Source organism: Desulfotruncus alcoholivorax DSM 16058 (assembly GCF_000430885.1).
GTDB lineage: Bacteria > Bacillota > Desulfotomaculia > Desulfotomaculales > Desulfallaceae > Desulfotruncus > Desulfotruncus alcoholivorax.
Genome location: NZ_AUMW01000029.1, coordinates 1 through 19501 on the forward strand (window position 1 = coordinate 1; position 19501 = coordinate 19501).

General features: G+C 46.9%; 16 protein-coding genes, 2 tRNA genes and 1 riboswitch. Of the genes, 7 read left to right on the forward strand and 11 right to left on the reverse strand.

Features of this window, described 5'->3' with window-relative positions:
- The 3 genes from H569_RS0113800 to H569_RS0113810 form a co-directional block, all read right to left on the reverse strand.
- Positions 1–469 (reverse strand): hypothetical protein (locus tag H569_RS0113800; protein ID WP_051273663.1); only part of this gene is annotated, 469 nt, incomplete at its 3' end.
- 4 nt (positions 470–473) lie between these two features.
- Positions 474–1415, reverse strand: coding sequence for a sulfite exporter TauE/SafE family protein (locus tag H569_RS0113805; protein ID WP_027365478.1), 942 nt, complete (start codon positions 1413–1415; stop codon positions 474–476).
- Positions 1416–1672: 257 nt separating this feature from the next.
- Entirely contained in the window at positions 1673–3499 is a 1827-nt protein-coding gene (locus H569_RS0113810) for an NADH-dependent [FeFe] hydrogenase, group A6 (RefSeq protein ID WP_238492564.1), read from the reverse strand.
- 199 nt (positions 3500–3698) lie between these two features.
- Between H569_RS0113810 and H569_RS20435 the strand changes: the two genes are divergently transcribed.
- The 4 genes from H569_RS20435 to cobT all read left to right on the forward strand — a co-directional run bounded on the left by H569_RS20435 (position 3699) and on the right by cobT (position 7939).
- Positions 3699–4823: a methyl-accepting chemotaxis protein gene (locus tag H569_RS20435; RefSeq protein ID WP_051273664.1), complete on the forward strand. Its 1125-nt coding sequence runs from the start codon at positions 3699–3701 to the stop codon at positions 4821–4823.
- 75 nt (positions 4824–4898) lie between these two features.
- Positions 4899–5426 (forward strand): ferredoxin domain-containing protein, encoded by a 528-nt coding sequence (locus H569_RS0113820; protein ID WP_027365480.1) that lies wholly within the window; start codon positions 4899–4901, stop codon positions 5424–5426.
- A gap of 36 nt (positions 5427–5462) precedes the next feature.
- A complete protein-coding gene (fni, locus tag H569_RS0113825) occupies positions 5463–6500 on the forward strand; it encodes a type 2 isopentenyl-diphosphate Delta-isomerase (protein WP_257720115.1) in 1038 nt (345 codons plus the stop codon).
- A gap of 54 nt (positions 6501–6554) precedes the next feature.
- Positions 6555–6732: riboswitch (cobalamin riboswitch) on the forward strand.
- A gap of 133 nt (positions 6733–6865) precedes the next feature.
- Entirely contained in the window at positions 6866–7939 is a 1074-nt protein-coding gene (gene cobT, locus H569_RS0113835; protein ID WP_034630760.1) for a nicotinate-nucleotide--dimethylbenzimidazole phosphoribosyltransferase, read from the forward strand.
- A 66-nt stretch (positions 7940–8005) separates the two neighbouring features.
- Here the strand turns inward: cobT and fbp are convergent, their stop codons facing one another.
- From fbp to H569_RS0113870, 6 genes are all read right to left on the reverse strand, one after another.
- Positions 8006–9103 (reverse strand): fructose-1,6-bisphosphate aldolase/phosphatase, encoded by a 1098-nt coding sequence (gene fbp, locus H569_RS0113840; RefSeq protein ID WP_027365483.1) that lies wholly within the window; start codon positions 9101–9103, stop codon positions 8006–8008.
- A gap of 108 nt (positions 9104–9211) precedes the next feature.
- Complete coding sequence (locus H569_RS0113845; protein WP_027365484.1) at positions 9212–9757, reverse strand: pyruvate kinase alpha/beta domain-containing protein; 546 nt, start codon at positions 9755–9757, stop codon at positions 9212–9214.
- A 123-nt stretch (positions 9758–9880) separates the two neighbouring features.
- Positions 9881–9955: transfer RNA gene (locus H569_RS0113850), tRNA-Ala, on the reverse strand.
- 52 nt (positions 9956–10007) lie between these two features.
- On the reverse strand, positions 10008–10874 hold the full coding sequence (locus tag H569_RS20440; RefSeq protein WP_051273665.1) for a serine hydrolase: 867 nt from the start codon (positions 10872–10874) through the stop codon (positions 10008–10010).
- Positions 10875–11299: 425 nt separating this feature from the next.
- Positions 11300–12109 (reverse strand): glutamate racemase, encoded by an 810-nt coding sequence (murI, locus tag H569_RS0113865; RefSeq protein WP_309294791.1) that lies wholly within the window; start codon positions 12107–12109, stop codon positions 11300–11302.
- A gap of 86 nt (positions 12110–12195) precedes the next feature.
- On the reverse strand, positions 12196–12378 hold the full coding sequence (locus H569_RS0113870) for a hypothetical protein (protein ID WP_027365486.1): 183 nt from the start codon (positions 12376–12378) through the stop codon (positions 12196–12198).
- Between the two features lie 198 nt (positions 12379–12576).
- On the opposite strand from H569_RS0113870, the gene H569_RS0113875 reads away from it, so the two are divergent.
- A tRNA-Leu gene (locus H569_RS0113875) sits at positions 12577–12665 on the forward strand.
- 115 nt (positions 12666–12780) lie between these two features.
- On the opposite strand, the gene H569_RS0113880 is transcribed toward H569_RS0113875, so the two are convergent.
- A complete protein-coding gene (locus H569_RS0113880) occupies positions 12781–13221 on the reverse strand; it encodes a MaoC family dehydratase (RefSeq protein WP_034630752.1) in 441 nt (146 codons plus the stop codon).
- Between the two features lie 131 nt (positions 13222–13352).
- Positions 13353–15902, reverse strand: a complete 2550-nt coding sequence (glgP, locus tag H569_RS0113885) for an alpha-glucan family phosphorylase (RefSeq protein ID WP_027365488.1) — start codon at positions 15900–15902, stop codon at positions 13353–13355.
- Between the two features lie 233 nt (positions 15903–16135).
- Between glgP and H569_RS0113890 the strand changes: the two genes are divergently transcribed.
- Together H569_RS0113890 and H569_RS20445 are read left to right on the forward strand one after the other, a co-directional pair.
- Complete coding sequence (locus H569_RS0113890; protein WP_169726473.1) at positions 16136–16621, forward strand: DUF4912 domain-containing protein; 486 nt, start codon at positions 16136–16138, stop codon at positions 16619–16621.
- A gap of 28 nt (positions 16622–16649) precedes the next feature.
- Positions 16650–19436 (forward strand): 1,4-alpha-glucan branching protein domain-containing protein, encoded by a 2787-nt coding sequence (locus H569_RS20445; RefSeq protein ID WP_051273666.1) that lies wholly within the window; start codon positions 16650–16652, stop codon positions 19434–19436.
- Positions 19437–19501: the final 65 nt, after the last annotated feature.

A 19501-nucleotide genomic window follows, 5' to 3' on the forward strand; every position in this document is an offset into this window, starting at 1 on the left:
TGCCCGAGGCAGCCAGTGTCAATACCAGTATTTCAGCAGCAGCAATGGCCGCGTAAGGAATGTCTTTTTTCTTCACATAGGCCGGCAGTAGGAGCGCCAGGTAGCCAACAATGGTAAGCGCGGCCAGTAAAGCGATGCCTATCAGGCACATAAAGTCGCCGTGGTTGATCAGCGCCAGCCAGCCCCAGCCCGAAGGCGCCCCGGTGGCCACCAGCAGTTCGTGTGCACTCATGCCCCAGTATTGCGGCATCTGGGAGGGAGGAATAAATGATCCCACTATACCGCTGAGGTAAAGGGCAAATGTCACCGCCAGAATGGCTATTCCCCCCCAGGAGCAGTAGAGCAACATATTGGCATATCGGACCTGCTCCGGCGCTACCTCGATTTTAACCGCCGCTTTTTTCTGTTTTGACGGTGCTGTCTGTTGTTGTATGACAGCTGTTTGTTTTTCAACGCTCACTTGACTCATGTTTCTACCCCCATCCCAGTCCTTTAATCAAGGACCTGATTCCGGAAAAGAGCAACATTAATATAACCATGTTGCGCACGACTTTAGGTTTGGCACCTGCCAAAAGCTTTACGCCCACCAATGATCCCAGCATGACTCCAAGCACTGACGGCACTGCAATAATCGGCAGTACCGCGCCCTGGTTCAGGTAAACCCAGGCAGCCGAGGTATCGGTTATGGATAAAAGAAATTTGCTCGATCCCACGGCAATCTTTAGCGGCGCACCCATGAGCAGGTTCAGAACCGGTACGTTGGCCCAGCCTGCGCCCAGGCCGAACATGCCGGCCACGATACCGATAAATATGAACAATAGAAAGCCTTGCGGTGTGCGCCATACTGTCCAGTCCACCGGGCGACCGGCGGTGGGCTCATAATATGTGCCGTTGATGTTCAGCGCCCGGCTGACTCCGTCCGGCTGGCCGACTTTGGGAAACTCGCTGTTTTTTGAAAAAACGAATAATACCGCGATTAAGGTGATGGTGATACCAAGGCAGATTTGCACTATGTTGTCCGGCAGTGCCAACCCTAAAAATGCACCTATGATACTAAATATTGAGGCTATTAGTGCTACCGGCAGCGCCAGCCGCAGGTTGGCCAGGTTGGCTTTTAACAGACCGGGACCGGCTGCCAGCGCACCCGACAGTGCCACGATCAGGCCCGCGCCACGTACAAAGTCCAGGCTGAACGGGAAAAAACTGCCCACGATCGGGGTGAACAGCACTCCGCCGCCCACTCCCGCCATTACGGCCACTATGCCCATTGCAAAGGTGGTGACAAAAAGCAACAGCGGCCACGCCCACCAGGGCATCCCCGGCGTTCCAGACGCCTGCGTTACTGCGTGGGCCACCTGGGAGTTGTTGGCCATTTCTAACAACATGCTCGCTTTGGCCATTATTCCTTCCATCATTTTTATTCCCTCCCCCCAAAAAAATATTTACTAAAGTTACAAAGCATTTTCCGTGCCAGCTCGCCCAAGCTTGTTTTGTACTTTAAGTAACAATTATAAAGAAGTAAAAAACTTTTGATTGTTCATTAACGAACAATCAAAAGTTTTGGTTTGAAAATATCCTCTGGATGATTGATTTGAGGCTTTAATGAAATAGTCTGATAACAGACAGTAGATTGTATATTTTTGCACAATTATATGGGGTGGTGCTTAAATCATTAGTGCAAGAATTTATTTTTATTTATTTCTTTATTTTTATAATTAATGTGTAATATTTCTTTGGCCTTTTTACTAAGGGGGTGGCCCAAAAACTGTTTATATAATTCTTTTACTGCTGGGTTTTCGTGGGCTAGCCTGTTTTTTTTATTTATATCAATACTGTATAACGCTTTTGCCCTATGCCGGCGCAGTTCTTCGGATTTTTTTCGGGACCTCTGCTCTATAGAGATAGGTTGGCCGCCGCCCCCGACGCATCCCCCAGGACACCCCATTATTTCGATAAAATGAAATTTTTCCCCCGCCTTTACTCGTTCCATCAAGCGTCTGGCGTTTCTGGTACCGTGGGCTACAGCAATTCTCAAGGTTTCATCTCCGATTTTTACAGTTGCTTCTTTCATACCCCTCATACCACGTAAATCCTTAAAATTTATTCGTCTCGGCATTTTCGTTCCTTCGAAAAGGGCAAAGGCGGTGCGTATTGCTGCCTCCATTACACCACCGGTTGTGCCGAAAAGTGTACCGGCGCCCGTTGAAATGCCCAGGGATTCGTCGAAATCTTCGTCGGGTAAATCATCAAATCTGATCCCTGCTTCACGAATCATTCGGCCCAGTTCCCTGACCGTCAGCACAAAGTCAACGTCCCGGGTGCCCCTGGTAACCATCTCCGGCCTTGCCGCTTCAAATTTTTTAGCCGTGCAGGGCATAACCGCAACCACTACCAGCTGGTTCGGGTCGAAATTATTTTTTTCGGCGAAATATGTTTTTACCAGTGCGCCAAGCATTTCCTGGGGGGACTTGCAAGTTGACAGGTTATCAACATATTCGGGGAAAAATTTTTCACAATACCTAACCCAACCTGGGCTGCAGGAAGAGATCAATGGAAGTTTACCATTGCCTTTGAGCCTTTCCAGCAACTCGCTGGCTTCTTCTATAACAGTGAGATCTGCAGCGAAAACGGTGGAAAAAACATAATCAAAACCTATTCTGCGCAGCGCGGAGACCATCTTGCCGGTCACGATTGTTCCCGGTGGCATTCCGAACATTTCCCCTAAGGACACCTGAGCGGCAGGAGCAGTTTGGGCGACCACAATTTTTTGAGGATCTTCTATGGCGTCCCAGACATCCTGAATATATTCCTTTTCAGCCAGAGCGGCGGTAGGGCAATACTGGAGGCATTGACCGCAGGCAATGCAGTCCGATTCAGTCAAATCGCGCATAAAGGCAGGCGCAATAACTGTATTAAAACCTCTCTTTTGTGCTGAATATACATTTACATCTTGCACTTTTTTACATATTGCTTCACAGCGGCGGCATTTTATACACTTGTTATAATCACGCACGATAAAAGCGTTTTTATTCTGAATGGGAAGATTTAACCTTTCGCCGGTAAGGCGTATTTCTCGAACACCCAAATCACCGGCAAGTTTTTGCAGCTCGCAGTTACGGTTTTTAATGCAATTAACACAATCCAGATCGTGTTCCGACAACAATAATTCGAGCATGCGCTTTCTGGCGCGGCGAACACGGGGAGTGTTGGTAAAAACCTTTAACCCTTCTTGGACCGGGTAAACACATGATGCTTGAAGGCTTCTTCTTCCGCCGCTTTCCACTTCCACCAGGCAAATGCGGCAGGATCCTGCGGCATTAATGTCCTGGAGGTAGCAAAGGCTTGGGATCTCGGTGCCGGTTGCGCGCGCCGCTTCAAGCAGGTTGGGAGTGCCGGCGGGTACCGTAACCTCTTTGTTATTTATCCATAAACTAACTTTGGGTTGATCTACTTGTATAGGCCGTTCCATAGTGTTAAAGTCATGAATGTTTTGCGGCATCAGCTTTCCCTCCGAACAACGATGATTATTATATTCTTTGGAACAAAAAATTTTTCATGCAGCAAAATAAGTAAAAAATGTTTATACGAAAAAGGTATCAGAAAAAACAAAAACTTCATCAGGAAGAGCAGGAAAAAGTAAACAATTGGTGAATAAATGGTGAATAAGTATTCATTCATTTTTTGAAAGGTTGGGGTTTATGGACATTAAAAAAATCACTATGTTCAAGTACCTGGCCAGAACCACAATATTTGCGGTTCCCGGCGGAGCTCTTATCGGTTATTTCACCGTCACTCACACACAGAACTTACTTAGCGCGGTTATATTCTCCGGTTTTATGTCGGGGTTATTGGGAATTGCCATTAGCACGAAGAATTTTAGACAGCTAATTGCGCCAATGAAAACGATAATGGAAGATCTTGATGCTCTGATAATTAAAAGCAGCATTAAACTGACCAGTGGCATCCACACAATAACCGATGTAAAAAAGGCTCTTATGTTGATTCTTCAGGATCTTACCGGAAACCTCAAAAAAATGGCAGTTGAAATAAACCAAAATTCTAATCGTCTGGTTGAGTTTTCCAATCAGACCGTTTCCGGCGCAATGACGACAGCTTCTGCAATAAGCGAGGTTGCGGCGTCTGTGCAGCAGGTTTCAGCAAATTCACAGCAAATTGCGGAAAATTCCGAGACAACCGCAGGTTTTGCCAGGGAGGGAAGCGAAGGCATCGGGCGAATAGCGGCCCAGATGGAGATAATTCAAAAAACTGCATCTCAAAGTGGAGAAGTTATACTGGGGTTAAATGATTCGGCTCAAAAAATATCGCAGATTATAGATATAATTACCCAAATTGCAGAACAAACCAATTTATTGGCGCTAAACGCCGCCATTGAAGCTGCCAGGGCAGGCGATTACGGCAGGGGCTTTGCCGTAGTGGCTGATGAGGTGCGTAGTCTTGCAGAACAGTCTGCCGGGGCTGCTAAAAAAATTTACGATTTAATAAAACAAACGCAGCATGAAACTGAGCAAGCGGTTCTTAGCACCAAGGAGAGCATTGGCCAGGTGGAAAATGGTTTGCGGGTGGTTGGGGAGGTTGCCGCCACTTTCGAAAAAATAATTGATTTCGTACAAAACCTGGCCGAAGACATTCAACCGGTTACGGCGGCTACAGAAGAAATATCCTCGGCTATATTAAATGTATCAGACATAGCGGATAAACAGTCGTCACTGATGGAGCAGGTGGCGGATACCGCCCGGGGCTTAAATGATTTGGCCCAAAAATTAAATGAATTGTATATCAGATTTGACATCAGCCAATCGTAGTCTAGTTTGACTACCCTCCGGTGGAAATGATACTATAATTTGAAAATATTGCTATTTGTCAATGGAGGTGTGAATATGGACAATGCTCTTGCTCTGGTTGCAGAGTTAATGGCTGTGGCCGCAAAAACCGCCCCCAAATGTCTGGGGCAGGATTATTTAGACATTAAAATTGTGTCAGGAAATCAATTAAATTTGCTGGCTGATGAAATGGAAAAGTACGGAAAAGAAAATGGCAAAGTGAACTTTGAAAGGGATGCCGCAAATGTTCGCAATTCTGTTGCCGTGGTTTTCGTAGCGTTAAAGGAAAACCAGCCCCTCGGGCTAAATTGCGGTGCCTGTGGGGCCAGTAAATGCGCTGAACTAAAGTCCGGAGAAGGGCCGGAGTTTGTGGGCCCGCTTTGCGCCTGGCGGGTTATGGATGTCGGAATTGCCATAGGTTCCGCCGCCAAAACAGCCGGTCTGTTAAATGTGGATAACCGCGTTATGTACAGGCCGGCGGTGGTTGCAAGAAAAATTGGGTTAGTTCAAGGTGATTTTGTTTGCGCTATCCCAATATCGGCAACAAGTAAAAACATTTATTTTGACAGACCTGATAAGAACTAGCGGGAGGCGCTTAAAATTCTTAGGAAAACGCGGAAACTGGAACACATTAAATATGCCGTTGAGTTGGATTCCGAAGACGACGCGTCTGCCGGATTCGAGGATATCAGTTTTGTTCACAATGCTTTGCCGGAATTGAGATACGATGAAGTTGATTGCTCCTGTATTTTTATGGGTAAAAAATTGCATGCGCCCTTGATGATTAATGCTATTACAGGTGGACATGCCGGTGTTGCCGAAATTAACCGCGGGCTGGCCAGGGTGGCTGCAGAAACCGGCATTGCTATGGCTGTGGGTTCGCAGCGTGCTGCCCTTGACGACCCGGACGTAAGGTCAACTTTTGCCGTTGCCAGGGAAGAAAACCCTAAAGGGTTGCTGCTGGCCAACTTAAATGCGCTATGTACGCCGGAGGAAGCGAATCAGGCCATTGAAATGATTGGTGCTGACGGTATACAGTTGCACTTGAATGCCGGACAGGAGCTGGTGATGCGTGAAGGAGAGACTAACTTTAAAGGTATTGGAAAAAACATTGAACATTTAATCAAAAATTTACCTGTTCCCGTCCTGGTCAAGGAAGTGGGCTTTGGTATGTCCAGGGAAGTTGTAACAGCGTTGTTTGAGGCTGGAGTAAGATATATTGATGTGAGCGGCCGGGGCGGAACCAATTTTGCAGCTATTGAAGGCAGACGTGGCGGTGTGGCCGGCATGCATCTGAAAAAATGGGGCATCCCTACAGCTATTAGTTTACTGGAGGCCACCAGTGCTGGTTTGCCTATAAACATAGTAGCCTCGGGTGGCCTGCGTTCTTCTCTGGATATGGCGTTGGCGCTGGCTGCAGGAGCTTCATTAACGGCAATAGCCGGGCCATTTTTAAAAGTGCTTGTTGAGAAGGGTGAAGACAGATTAATAAGCTTGGTTGGAGAATTAATTGCGGGATTAAAGCAGTTAATGCTGCTTACCGGTGCTGCCAATGTGCAGGCATTAATGGGAAAACCAATTATTATTACTGGCTATACTGCCGAGTGGCTGCAACGGCGCGGCATTGATGTTAATCTTTATGCCTGTAGACAAATATAAATAAAATTGTTTTAAAAAGAAGGAAAAAAGTAATTTAACAAGTAATAAATATGTTAGTTAAATAACTCGTCAGGTGCCCCTGCGGGGAGAATAGGGAACCGGGTGCAATTCCCGGGCGGTCCCGCCACTGTAACCGGGTAGCCCTGCGCCATGGAGCCACTGTTTATGCGGGAAGGCGGCGTTGGGGTAATGATCCGGGAGCCAGGAGACCTGCCTGACGTTTGGTAGCTCTTCGCGGAAGAGAGTCACCCGGTGAATGATGGCAAAGTTCACGGTCTGTTTTGACTGTGAACTTTTTAGTTTTGCCGGGCAGGCATCCATGCCGCTGGAGCGGGAACAGATAAAAATAGGAGGTTTAAAGATTGATGCTTTACAATGAAACTTTGAAACAGATTGGGGAACTTAATCAAGAGGCAATGCTTCTGGCCAGAAACCGAATGGATAATTTAATCAAGCCGCCCGGCAGCCTCGGCTTGCTGGAAGAAATCGCCGTAAAAGTCGCGGGTATAACCGGAAATCCCCGTCCCAAAATCGACAAAAGGGCCGTTATTGTTATGGCGGGTGATCATGGGGTTGTAAGTGAAGGAGTCAGCGCAGCCCCTCAGGACGTCACCTGGCAGATGCTTCCCGCATTCATTAACGGAGTGGCCGGTATAGGTGTACTGGCCCGCCATGCGGGGGCATCAATTACGGTTGTGGATGTGGGTGTAGCGGCTGATGTTGAAATCCCAGGGGTTTTGAAATGCCGGGTAAAATCAGGTGCTGGTAATATTGCGCAAGGTCCGGCAATGACCAGGGAAGAGGCTGTTGCAGCGGTTGAAGTGGGAATCCGCGTGGCACTGCGCGAAATAGAGCAGGGAGCCACCTTGCTGGCCCTAGGTGACATGGGCATAGGCAATACTACTCCCAGTACGGCAATTCTGGCTGCCCTGGGCGGCTATAGTGCGGATGAAGTTACCGGCAGGGGGACAATGGTAAATGATGAGGTGCTGGAGAAAAAAAGGCAGGCGGTGGCCGGTGCCTTAAAAATAAACAACCCCGATCCGGCCAATGGGCTGGATGTGCTGGCCAAGGTGGGCGGTTTGGAAATAGCCGGGCTGGCCGGTGTGGCGCTGGCTTGTGCGTCAAAACGCGTGCCTGTACTGGTGGACGGCTTTATAACCGGTGCTGCTGCGCTGATTGCCGCCGCCATAGAGCCGAAAACAAAGAATTTTATGCTGGCTTCTCATCTATCGGGCGAGCCCGGACACAAGCTAATGCTGGAAATGCTGGGCTTGACGCCGATGCTGAATATGGGCATGCGCCTGGGAGAGGGAACCGGTGCCGCACTGGCTATGCACATAGTGGAGGCGGCATGTAGAGTGCTGGATGAAATGGTTACCTTTGCGGAAGCCGGGGTTGCGGATATGGAAGAAGATAAACTATTAAAGGATAATTAAGTAACCGTTAGTAAGTATACCGGTTAAAGAGGACCGCTCATACAGCGGTCCTCTTTAACCAGTCAACTATTTTCTTAAATCAATAAACCGTTCCTTAAGTTTCTTGGACACTTCCGGCATGGTTGTATACTCCATTTCATCAAGGTGCAGCCGGTGCGGCTCAAAAGGCCCCATGCTGCGCATATATTCGGCAATATAATTGGCTTTTTCCCTGGCGCGATCATATGAAGGGTCTGCAAAAAAGTCCTGGGGACCTAATAGCTTGCCTTCCGCCAGCTGAAATCCAAGGGCTATTACTCGCGGCGGCCCGTCAAAGCGGGTGGGGTTGCACTGGTGCAGTCCAACAGGCATCAGCGGGCCGGAATGAGAACCTCTCATCCACCCTGAGACCAAATGCGGGTGCGCAAAGGGTTCCAGTGCTTCACCCAGGGCCGGGAACCCGCTCTGGCAACGTACAATCAGCACGGGGTCATCTTTGCCGATGTACCTGCCTGCCATCAGGTTCAAACGCTGGGTACTGCTTGATGCGCAAATATCGCCGCTTTCCCTGTGAAAGACCCTTTTGATGCAAAATCGCCCGGGCGCGCCGATAAATACCAACATATCATATAAGTCTTCGGGACAGGAAAATATAACTTTTTGGTTCTTGATCAGGTCACGAACTTCAAAATCAAATCCGCTGTGCATCTTGGGGTCAATTACCAGTCCCGGTGTATTGAATGGGTCTGCAAACATTTTATAAAGAGGGAAGTTGAATGCACCGGGCTCAGTTTTATCAGCCATAAAGATAACAACAGGTTCACTGGTTCTTTCCTCGAATTCCATTTCCGCAACACCGGGGCCCAGCCCTTTAATGTTGCCGGAAAAAGCATCTGCCAAAAGGTCCTGCCCGGCTCCGTAAAGCTTCATTCTTTTAGCGAGCTCGGTGCAGGCCTGAAAAATATCCCATGCCAGTTGGTGTACCTCTCCGTTGTTCCGGCCGCCTTCATGAGTCATGATCAAGTTTAAATCATCACCCACGTGTGTGACATGCGAATCAATGAGGAGCGGGTGCCCGCTGATCATACCTCTGGCCTTTTCCATTAAATCGGGGTGGACGCTGGAATGCCCAACAAAACCGCCTATGTCAGCCTTTATAACGGTTAATGTAATTCTCTTTCCCATTAATATCCCCCTCTGCAATATTTACTGAAAGAGGATGTTCGAAAAGTCCGCGCGAGATTTCCGAACCCTCACTTATAAGATAAATATTACGGATTAAAACGGATATGTTTAAAACTCCCTTGGTTTGCAGATAATTTCTTTTATTTTAGTGTCAAAAAACTGGTTGGAATGGGCCGGTGTGATCACCACGGCTGTATCGGCCCCTTTTCCTGAGCCGCCGATAGCAATAATTTCCTTGCCATAAGGGATAAGCCCGGCATCTAAAGCCATTCCCGATATTTCTACACAAACCTTGGTGCCCTGTCCAAGCATTCTCAAAGTTTGAGCCATTATTTCCGAAGGATAAACCCCACCGAACTTGTTTCTTATAGCGCGGTCTACCCCTGCCAATAGATGGGTTGTAATTAACACCTTAACTCCGCTTTCACTAAGTTTCTTCATTACGTCGTCGGACATGCGCCGTATCCCGGGGCCGTCAAAGCCTGCGTGGTAGCTTACACAAACTACATTACGTCCACAATTTACTAATTTTTGGGCTGTAGCCCCGCTGCTGGAGGCTACTACGATGTTCTGTATGTCCAGCTCGGCCGCTCTGGCCAAGGCTGCCTCAATTGTTCTGTCGGTATTTTCAGGACCTTTTTTGTCCCAATGCATATGATAATGATACCTCCTTCTTATGTTTACCCTTATTTTAGTTAATTCCGGATAAAATGGCAAGGACAAGCAAAAGTAACTGCAAACATAAAAAAATGCCTTACGTAACCGTAAGACCTTTTGTGGTGGACGAGAGGGGATTCGAACCCCCGGCCCCCGCGTTGCGAACGCGGTGCTCTCCCGCTGAGCTACACGCCCGAAATTAAGTTTTTTTGAACAAAAAATATCATAACATAAAAACAACTTGCCATCAAGGTGTATTTTCTGCTGATTGATATTCATAAATCATCTTGGAAACCTGGCGTATAACCGGAACAGCGGTGCCATACCCCGGAGTGTCGCTGCAGGTAACCGCTAAAATATAGGGTCTTACGGGGTGATTAACATATGCTACATCATTATAAGTATTGGTGGGGGGCCAGTTTCCTATTTTATTCGCTACTTTAGTGTTCGGAGGCAAAGCTGCCGGAATCCTGTCCTTAAATTCTGAATTAATAAGGTTTTCCATGAGCATCTTGGCCTCAGGGCTATCCGTCCGGTAGAATTCAATAGTTTTTTGCATGTATAGCGCAAGGTCGTAGGGGCAGGTAACGTTTTTACCGTCTACAACCACTTTACCTCCTAGACTGCGCATGTAACTTTTGACTTTTTCCCTGCCGAGCCGTTCCAATAAAATGTTTGTAGCAATGTTATCGCTGTTGACAATGGAGTACGTAGCCAGTTGTTTGATGGTGTAGCTTTTGCCTGGAGGATAATTTTTGAGAAAACCAGTTCCACCTTCCATATGGTGGCTTTGGCTAGTCAATTTTTGGTCCAAATTTATATTTTCTTTTTCAGCCTGGGTGTATAAATACAGGTTCATTGGCAGCTTGAATGTACTTGCGGCATGAAAGGGGGTATACTGGTTGTAACCGAATTCTTTTCCCGATTTTAAATCGATAAAGTAAAGCCCGTAAGTGCCTTTCTGGTCTGAAAGATACTCTGATACACTTTGGTCAAGGGGCACGTAATTTGGTTCCGGTTGGTTTATTTTTTTAGCGGGCTTATCTAAATTAAAAGCCACAATGACTGCAGTTACCAGAAGTAATAATACCAGGTAAGTTTTTTTTAGAAACATTAATTGCCTCCAAGCCTACATGTTATGGTTTATTTATAGCAAAAATGTAAAAAATTTACAAGTAATACATGAAGAAACCAATTGCATCTTCCCAATCTTTTACGTTATTTGTATCTGGCCTTGGCAGCATGGGGATCTTCCCGGCACTTTAACCAGAGTGTTGTAGAAAACATGATATTTAACCCATTTCATGCGGTAAACAAAGAGGAAGTACGCCGCAGGGCGGAGAAATTGCGCAAAAAACATTCCAATATCTAATAGCGGGAAATTTGCGATTTAATTATTTATTTTATATGCTGGCGTGTGGACCGCATGGCAGCCGAGCATTATGAAAAAAACAGCTATGAGCGATGGGCTACCAATGCCATTGACGTTGACGGTGAAATCGTTGATTAAAAAAAGAATAAGCCGGGATCTAGCCCGGCTTAAAGCTTCATCTTTTTAACTTTTACTGAATTATCACCCCATAATTTAGCTATAACTTTTCCCACATGTTCAGGTTCCCCGCTGGTATAAAACTGTTCCTGTCCTTTTGGGGTAGAAACGTCGTTTAGCAGATTTTCTTCGGACAATACCTGGACAACTCGCCTGGCCACTGCATTTCCAGTGTCTATAACCTGAACCGAAGGGCCGGCAATTGCCTCCACCTGGTGTCGCAAAAAAGGGTAATGGGTGCAGCCCAAAACAATTGTATCCACCCCGGCGTCTATCAACGGCTTTAAAAAAACCTTTAACATGGCTATGGTTTCAGGTTCATTAATCAGCCCTTGTTCAACTTGTTCTACCAAACCGGGGCATGCTACTCTGAAAACTTCGATGCCGTTGGCATAACGTTCCAGCAGGGAGTTAAATCTATCACCCGATATTGTAACCCCCGTGGCCAACACGCCTACTTTGCCATTTTGGGTAAGTGCGGCTGCCGGTTTAATGGCTGGTTCCATGCCCACTATCGGCACATTAAATATCTTGCGTAAAAAATCCAGGCCGGCAATAGAGGCGGTGTTGCACGCAGCGACTATTAATTTTGCTTTATGTTCCAGCATAAAACGTGTTATTTTAATTATCCGGCTGCGAATCTCTTCGGGCGATTTAAAGCCATAGGGACAATGAGCTGAATCCGCAAAATAAATAAGATCTTCTGTATTAGATAGATTCCTGATTTCCTTTAATACAGATACTCCGCCCACGCCGGAGTCAAAAATCCCTATGGGGTTTGGGTTAGTCAATGTATTCACTCCGTTTCGCACTGAAAAAAACTAAAAAATACCGGCGTAACAGCCAGTCTAAATAAGTGTAGTTTGGGGTCAGGTAACCGGTTTTATTATTTTCTGCTGCCGGAACCATGATACATCTGGTGAGTTATTAAAAGGACCAGCACCAGTGTCAGGAAACCCGCGGCCAGGTGATATTTCTCAGCACCCTTGATGCCTAAGTATAAGGCAAGTCCCAACACTGCAGTTAAAAAGGTGACGATTGCCGTAGTAACTGCAAGAAATTTTTGCAATAGGTGCACCCCCTTCATAAAATATATATTTTGCTCACGCCTGGTTATTTCCTTTAATTATTAGCTATTTAGTTACTTAACTTTGGATTAATATCACACTGACTTGATTCAGGTGGCCTACAATATTAAGAAAAGGATTGTTATACCATTGACAGCAGCAAATGAATCAAATATAATTATATATGCTTCATCAATAATGCCGGAGTGGCGGAACTGGCAGACGCACGGGACTTAAAATCCCGGGCCTGGCGACGGGCGTACCGGTTCGATTCCGGTCTCCGGCACCATTTGATATGCCAGTTAATGCATCCCCGTTTTTGGTTGGTGCATTAACTTTTTTTATGCCAACCGACTGAAAAACCCCTAAAACAGGTCTACGAGAGCCAAACACTTCAATGAGAATCAGATTCTACCTCTCTGCGATAAAACAGGCATAATTTTTCCAGTTACCTCTCCTTCGACAACAACTTGATTTTGTTCGTTGGTACAGGTCATGTGGAGAGTCAGCCTGTTGCGTTGAGGATCTTTTTCCGTCACTGTTACGCGTGCACAGATTGTTTCGCCTATATAGACAGGGGCTAAAAACCTGAAGTTCATCCTGGCTGCCGGGTAAGGTTCAGACAACAATGTTCCACCCGCGTGGGTAAGCATGCCGGCTGTAAGCAGCCCGGGCACAACTCTGCCCTTAAAGCCGCAAAGTGATGCTGTTTTAGGATCCATGTGTATGGGGTTAAAATCTCCTGTAATTCCTGTGAAATTGGAAACATCTCCATCGGTAAAGGTTCTATAAAACGTAACGGAATCTCCAACTTTCATCTCTTCCCAAGATTTGAAGCAACGCATCAAAAATACCTCCTGACTAGTTCTCTGTGCTTCCATAATAAGCTAAAAAATCAACTAAAATCAACCTGTCGCTAATGCTTCAAAAAAAAAATCCCCCGTACTAAATACGGGAGATGTCTGGTTTGTTAATTTTAAAAAGCAGGGGCCCAGCAAACCAGGGGCAGTTCAAAATGGTGGACAAAGAAAGGGCTGCATGGCCGAACCCGAACTGTATAACCGAAAGTTCCCTGCGGCAGTGCAACACTGCCTTCATAAACGTAATCACCGCTGCTTCCCGACTCTTTAGCTTTTAATGGTGAGGTTTGAATTTTAAATAAGCCGTCCTTGCATTTTTCTCCATAGGCAATTTCCACCTGGACGTATTCCTGAGGTACATGTCGAAGTCTGACTGTAGCCTGGATAGAAATTTCATCCCCCATGTACATTGTTTTTGTCTCGCTCGTTTGAACATTAAGGATTTGCACATCATGCCAGTTATTGATTAAGAATTGTTTTAACTCGTACATTTCTTTGCACAGCTGGTAATTATTTGCTGTAAAAATACTGTTTCTTTGCATTGCGCTAAAATAGAACTTCTCCGTGTATTCGGAAACCATGCGCTCGGTGCTAAAGCGAGGAGCAATTGTTTTTATAGATTGTTTCATTTTTTGAATCCACTGAACCGGTATTCCGTTCGGCCGGTGGTCATAGTAGGCGGGAATAATAACCTGTTTGAGCACCGCCAGTAAAGAATTGTAATCATATTTATCTTGTGCCTCTTCGTCGTTAAAATCCCAATCTGTTCCAATGGAAAATCCATTTTCTCCGTTATAAGCTTCCGGCCACCATCCATCCAGTACGCTGCAATTGAGCACTCCGTTTAAAGCCGCCTTCATACCGCTGGTACCGCTGGCTTCCAGCGGTCGCCTGGGGGTATTCAACCAAACGTCGACTCCCTGGACTAAATAGCGGGCCACGTTTATGTCATAGTTTTCTAAAAAGATTATTTTACCCCTGAACTGCTCCTCTGCGGCAATTTCGTTAATCAGCTTAATCAATTCCTGCCCCGCTTTGTCCGCCGGATGGGCTTTACCAGCAAAGATTAACTGTACAGGATGATTGGGGTCATTGATTAGCTGTAATAGCTGGTCCTTATTGCTAAAAATTAAATTGGCTCTTTTATAGGTGGCGAACCGGCGGGCAAAGCCTATGGTTAGAATATCCTGGTTTAGATAATTTTCCACTTCTTTGATCCTGTTGTAAGTCTCCTGGTTACGGATACGCTGTTCGATCAATTTTTTCCTGGCAAAATCAAGTGCTTTTGCTTTTAAAGCTGTGTGCACCTGCCATAAATCCATATCGGGTATTGCATCAACCCCTGCCCATGTGGCTGGATCGGATATCTTTTTTTCCCAGCCACTTTCAAGATATTTGTTAAATAGTTTTCTTAATTCGGGGGCCAGCCAGGTTAGGGTGTGTATTCCATTGGTGATATGGCCAATAGGAACTTCTTCCACCGGAATTCCCGGGTAAAGGTGGTGGAACATAGCCCGGGATACTTCACCATGCAAGCGGCTGACACCATTACAGTGCCCGCATAGTTTAAGGGCCAGCATGGTCATATTAAACCCGTCTTTGGCGGTGTCCTTAGCCAGTTCCAGTAATTGTTCGCGGGTTATGTCCATTCTTTCATATAAATGGCTGTAATACCGGTCCACCATTTCAAAAGTGAAAACGTCATGCCCGGCAGGAACGGGGGTGTGGGTAGTGAAAATTGAATCAGCACGGACGGCCTCCAGTGCCGGTCCTATGGGCATTCCCCGGTCTTCAGCCAGTTCACGGGCCCGTTCTAGCAACAGGAATGCTGCATGGCCCTCGTTGATATGCCACACCGTAGGGTTTAATCCCATCGCTCTGAGCGCCCTTACACCGGCCCTGCCTAATAAAATTTCCTGGCTGATGCGGGTTTCCCGGTCACCCCCGTAAAGCTGGCCGGTCAGCGCCCGGTCTTCCAAACGATTGGCGGCAAGGTCAGCATCCAGGAAAAAAATGCGGACCCTTCCAACCATCATTTTCCAAATTCTGGCGTAGACCCTGCGCCCCGGTAATTTAACGTCGACAATCAGTTCCCGGCCCGTTTCGTCCAGCACAGGAGTTATCGGCATTTCACTGAAATTTTGAAAAGGATAATCAGGTTGCTGTTTTCCCTCGCTGTCAATATGCTGGGTAAAGTACCCCTGTTTGTACAACAAGCCCACACCCACAAAGGGGAGGCCGAGGTCGCTGGCGGCTTTGCAATGGTCCCCTGCTAACAGGCCTAAACCGCCGGAATAGGTGGGGTGCGATTCATGTACGCCGAATTCAGCGGAAAAGTAAGCTATTAATCGCGGCGGCCCCGGTGTTTTGAATTTGTCATACCAGGTTTCTTCCTGCATATAATGGTCAAATGAGTCCATCACTTTACGGTAGTTTGCGGTAAATTGTTCGTTTTCCGCAGCGTTTTTAAGTTCTTCTTCGCTGGCACGGAGTAAGAACTGGACCGGGTTGTGGTAAACCTCTTCCCATAACCGGGGGTTGATAAAACGAAACAATTCCATGGCCTGGTCGTTCCAGCTAAACCAGAGGTTATAGGCCAATTCCCTCAGTCGTCCTATTGATTCCGGCAGGCGCGGAATTATTGAGATGGTGCGGTAAGGATACATTTTACACCTCCGTAGCGTACTATTAACTAATTTATTAAAAAACAAACTTAAATATAACCCCGCTGGTTGTGACATCTTTCACTATACATTATAATACCATTAATAAAATAATTTTAACTTTTTTATATTATTTTTACTATATATTTAAACAGTTATTAAACAATTATTAATAATTTATTGGTATACTAGAAATAGGTTTTACCATTATTGGGCTTAGAAGGGGTGATATGGTAATGGGCGTTGATATCGACAGGCTTGAATTGCCTAAATGGTATGATGACAATTTAATGACCCTGCTTGTGGTAAACCAGAATAGTATCTACCTGTATTGGGAAATGTGTTTTGAACAATGGAGAATCTTAAATGGGAATCGGCTTGTAATTAATCTATACGAGCTGAATTCAGATGCTGAGGGTCCTGGTAATCGTTTGGTCCAAAGCCACACATTGCCCCCTTTTACCGGAGACTGGTATTTTTATAATTTACAGCCCGACCGGCGTTACCAGGCGGAAATATGCTATCAGCAAAATGACCGGCTGATCAGCATTATGAAATCAAATATAGTGGCACTGCCGCCCGCAGAGCCCTACCGGGGGTCGCGGAAGGTGGAATGGCGTTCGGTGGAGGGTATTAATGCCATTGGAACTCCGGCAAAAGAACCTAATGTGACTATGAAAGAATTGGTTAATACCATGTCCTTTTACATGGGTATTAAGTGAAATGATAATTAAAATGGGGGGTAATTTAATGCCTGACGGTTACCTGGTCCTGGTGTTGCACGGGCATTTGCCCTACATATATCACCCTGAACGCGATGATATATTGGAAGAAAGATGGGTTTACGAGGCCCTGACGGAGTGCTACCTGCCATTGCTTGAAGTTTTTGAAACACTCATAGCTGATGAAATTGATTTTCGCATCACCCTGTCACTGTCATCCACGTTATTGTCGATGCTGTCAGATGAAACTCTACAGGAGCGATATTACCGGCATTTGCAAAAAACCGTCAAACTGGCCCGGCTTGAACAGGATCGTCTTACAACCAGTGCCGAGTTTAAGTCTGTGGCCGGTTTCTATTTGGACAGGCTAAGCAGTATGCTGGACAGGTATGAAAAATACAGAGGTAATATTATTAATCCCATCAAGTTGCTTCAGCAAAAAGGCTACCTTGAAGTTATTACAACCTGCTCCACACACGGCTATTTGCCATTGATGAAAAACCAAATCAGCAGGAGGGCGCAGGTTGAGACCGCAGTGGACGAGTATTACAGGCATTTTGGCCGCATGCCCGGGGGAATTTGGCTTCCCGAATGTGGCTATGCTCCCGGAGTGGACCAGACCCTTAGAGATTGCGGGTTAAAATATTTTTTCATAGACACACACGGCATCGCCAACAGCTGCCCGGCTCCGGTATATGGTGTTTTTGCGCCGGTATGCACGCGTACCGGGGTGGCGGCTTTTGGGCGCGATCCCGAATCGTCCAGGCAGGTTTGGGACCGCATCCAGGGTTACCCCGGGGACCCTGTCTACAGGGAGTTTTACCGTGATATAGGTTACGACTTGGATATTGATTATATCGGCGCTTTTTTGCCGGGAGGTAAGTACAGGGTTGATACAGGGTTGAAGTATTATCGCATTACCGGGAAAGAAGTTGAAAAAGAGCCGTATAATCCGGAGGCAGCTGCCCGTAAAGCGGCCGAGCACGCCCGGGACTTTGTTGCCCGGCGGCGGAGGCAAGTGCGGGAGGCAGCGGCTGTCATTGACCGCCGCCCGGTGGTTGTTGCCCCTTATGATGCCGAGCTGTTTGGCCACTGGTGGTTCGAAGGGCCGCTGTGGATCAACTATGTTTGCCGGGAAATCGCGGGCGATAAAAACTCCCTGCGCCTGATCACGCCTAGTGATTACTTAAAGGAATACCCGCAAAACCAGTCTGTTGACATTCCCATGTGCAGCTGGGGCGCGGGGGGATATAACCAGCACTGGCTTAATCCCACCACTGATTGGATGTATAAGCACGTGCATGTAACAGAGGACAGGATGTCGGAATTGGCCGATAATAACCCCCGGGCTGCAGGCGTTGAAAAACGTTGTCTTAATCAATGCGCCAGAGAACTGCTGCTGGCCCAGAGTAGTGATTGGCCTTTTATTGTTTATGAAGGCACAGCAGTGGATTATGCTAAAAAAAGGTTTAAGAATCACATCGGCAGGTTCAATATCCTAGCTGATATGTTGGAAAGCGGCAGATATGATCCTGAGACGCTGCAGGAAATCGAATCCAGAACCAGTTTTTTGCCTAATATTGATTACAAGGTATACTGCAGCAATAAATATGTCAACCGACCGCCTGGTATTAAAAAAAGTTATCGGGTTATGATGTTATCCTGGGAATACCCGCCTATGACAGTGGGTGGGCTGGCCCGGCACGTGCACGATTTGGCCTGCGCGCTGACTTCAATGGGAGACGAGGTTCATGTTCTAACTTGTCCAGCCGAGGGCAGGGGCGTTTTTAGCCTGGACCGGGGTGTTTATGTGCACAGGGTCCATCCTGACAAGCTTTCTGCTGAAAAGTTTATCGATTGGGTAAAACAATTAAACGATGCCATGCTCGATATGTCCGGTATGCTGGTAGAGGTCTTTGGCTCCTTTGATCTGGTTCACGCACATGATTGGCTGGTGGGAGAAGCCGCAGGCCGGATTGCGGACCGGTATAATTTACCGCTGGTTGCCACGATACATGCTACCGAGTACGGGCGAAACCATGGTTTGCACAATGACCTGCAGCGGCATATTCACGGGCTGGAGGCGGAATTCGCCAGACGTTCCGATTTGACCATATGCTGCAGCAATTACATGAAACATGAAATTGCCAGGTTGTTTGACCGGCCGGGTTCCAAAATTAGAGTTATTCCCAACGGTGTTGAGCTTGAAAATATTCAGACCGGCCTAGATCAAACTTCACAACGTGAAGGGGATGGCAAAACAATCGTTTTTCTGGGGCGACTGGTTCCTGAGAAAGGCGTTCAAATTCTTATTTCAGCCTTGCCCGGGATTATTGAGGCAGTGGGTTCCGTGCGACTGGTGATTGCCGGCAAGGGACCGTACCAGGAAGAATTGAAAAAGCTGGCAGCAAACATCGGAGTTGGCGAACATGTGGATTTTATCGGCTTTGTCGACGACGAGAACAGAAACAGGCTATTAAACCAGGCTGCCGTGGCTGTTTTCCCCAGCCTTTACGAGCCATTCGGCATTGTGGCGCTGGAGGCAATGGCTGCAGGCGTGCCCGTGATAGTTTCTGATACAGGCGGTCTGCGCGATATTATTGAACACGGCGTCGACGGCTACCTTGCGCCGCCGGGAAATGCTGAAATGCTGGGCTATTACGTGTCCGAGCTGATCAGACACCCGGAATTGGCGCAGCATTTCAGCAAGCGGGCGAGGAGGAACGTATTGGTTAAGTTCAACTGGAAACAGATAGCTGTTGAAACGCTGGGTGTATACGCCGAAGCCTGCAGGGCCGGCGGCATGAAATGTTAACCGGGTCGAAAAGGGTATAATAGCTATTCAGCAAACTATTGTACGGGGTGTTGCAATGGGTATTA

Bases quoted from the DNA above. Each gene is read 5' to 3' on its own strand.
- H569_RS20440 (WP_051273665.1), bottom strand. From the start codon at position 10,874: ATGTTTCTAAAAAAAACTTACCTGGTATTATTACTTCTGGTAACTGCA.
- H569_RS0113845 (WP_027365484.1), bottom strand. From the start codon at position 9,757: ATGCATTGGGACAAAAAAGGTCCTGAAAATACCGACAGAACAATTGAG.
- fbp (WP_027365483.1), bottom strand. From the start codon at position 9,103: ATGGGAAAGAGAATTACATTAACCGTTATAAAGGCTGACATAGGCGGT.
- H569_RS0113820 (WP_027365480.1), top strand. From the start codon at position 4,899: ATGGACAATGCTCTTGCTCTGGTTGCAGAGTTAATGGCTGTGGCCGCA.
- H569_RS0113805 (WP_027365478.1), bottom strand. From the start codon at position 1,415: ATGATGGAAGGAATAATGGCCAAAGCGAGCATGTTGTTAGAAATGGCC.
- cobT (WP_034630760.1), top strand. From the start codon at position 6,866: ATGCTTTACAATGAAACTTTGAAACAGATTGGGGAACTTAATCAAGAG.
- glgP (WP_027365488.1), bottom strand. From the start codon at position 15,902: ATGTATCCTTACCGCACCATCTCAATAATTCCGCGCCTGCCGGAATCA.
- H569_RS20435 (WP_051273664.1), top strand. From the start codon at position 3,699: ATGGACATTAAAAAAATCACTATGTTCAAGTACCTGGCCAGAACCACA.
- H569_RS0113890 (WP_169726473.1), top strand. From the start codon at position 16,136: ATGGGCGTTGATATCGACAGGCTTGAATTGCCTAAATGGTATGATGAC.
- H569_RS0113810 (WP_238492564.1), bottom strand. From the start codon at position 3,499: ATGCCGCAAAACATTCATGACTTTAACACTATGGAACGGCCTATACAA.
- H569_RS20445 (WP_051273666.1), top strand. From the start codon at position 16,650: ATGCCTGACGGTTACCTGGTCCTGGTGTTGCACGGGCATTTGCCCTAC.
- H569_RS0113880 (WP_034630752.1), bottom strand. From the start codon at position 13,221: ATGCGTTGCTTCAAATCTTGGGAAGAGATGAAAGTTGGAGATTCCGTT.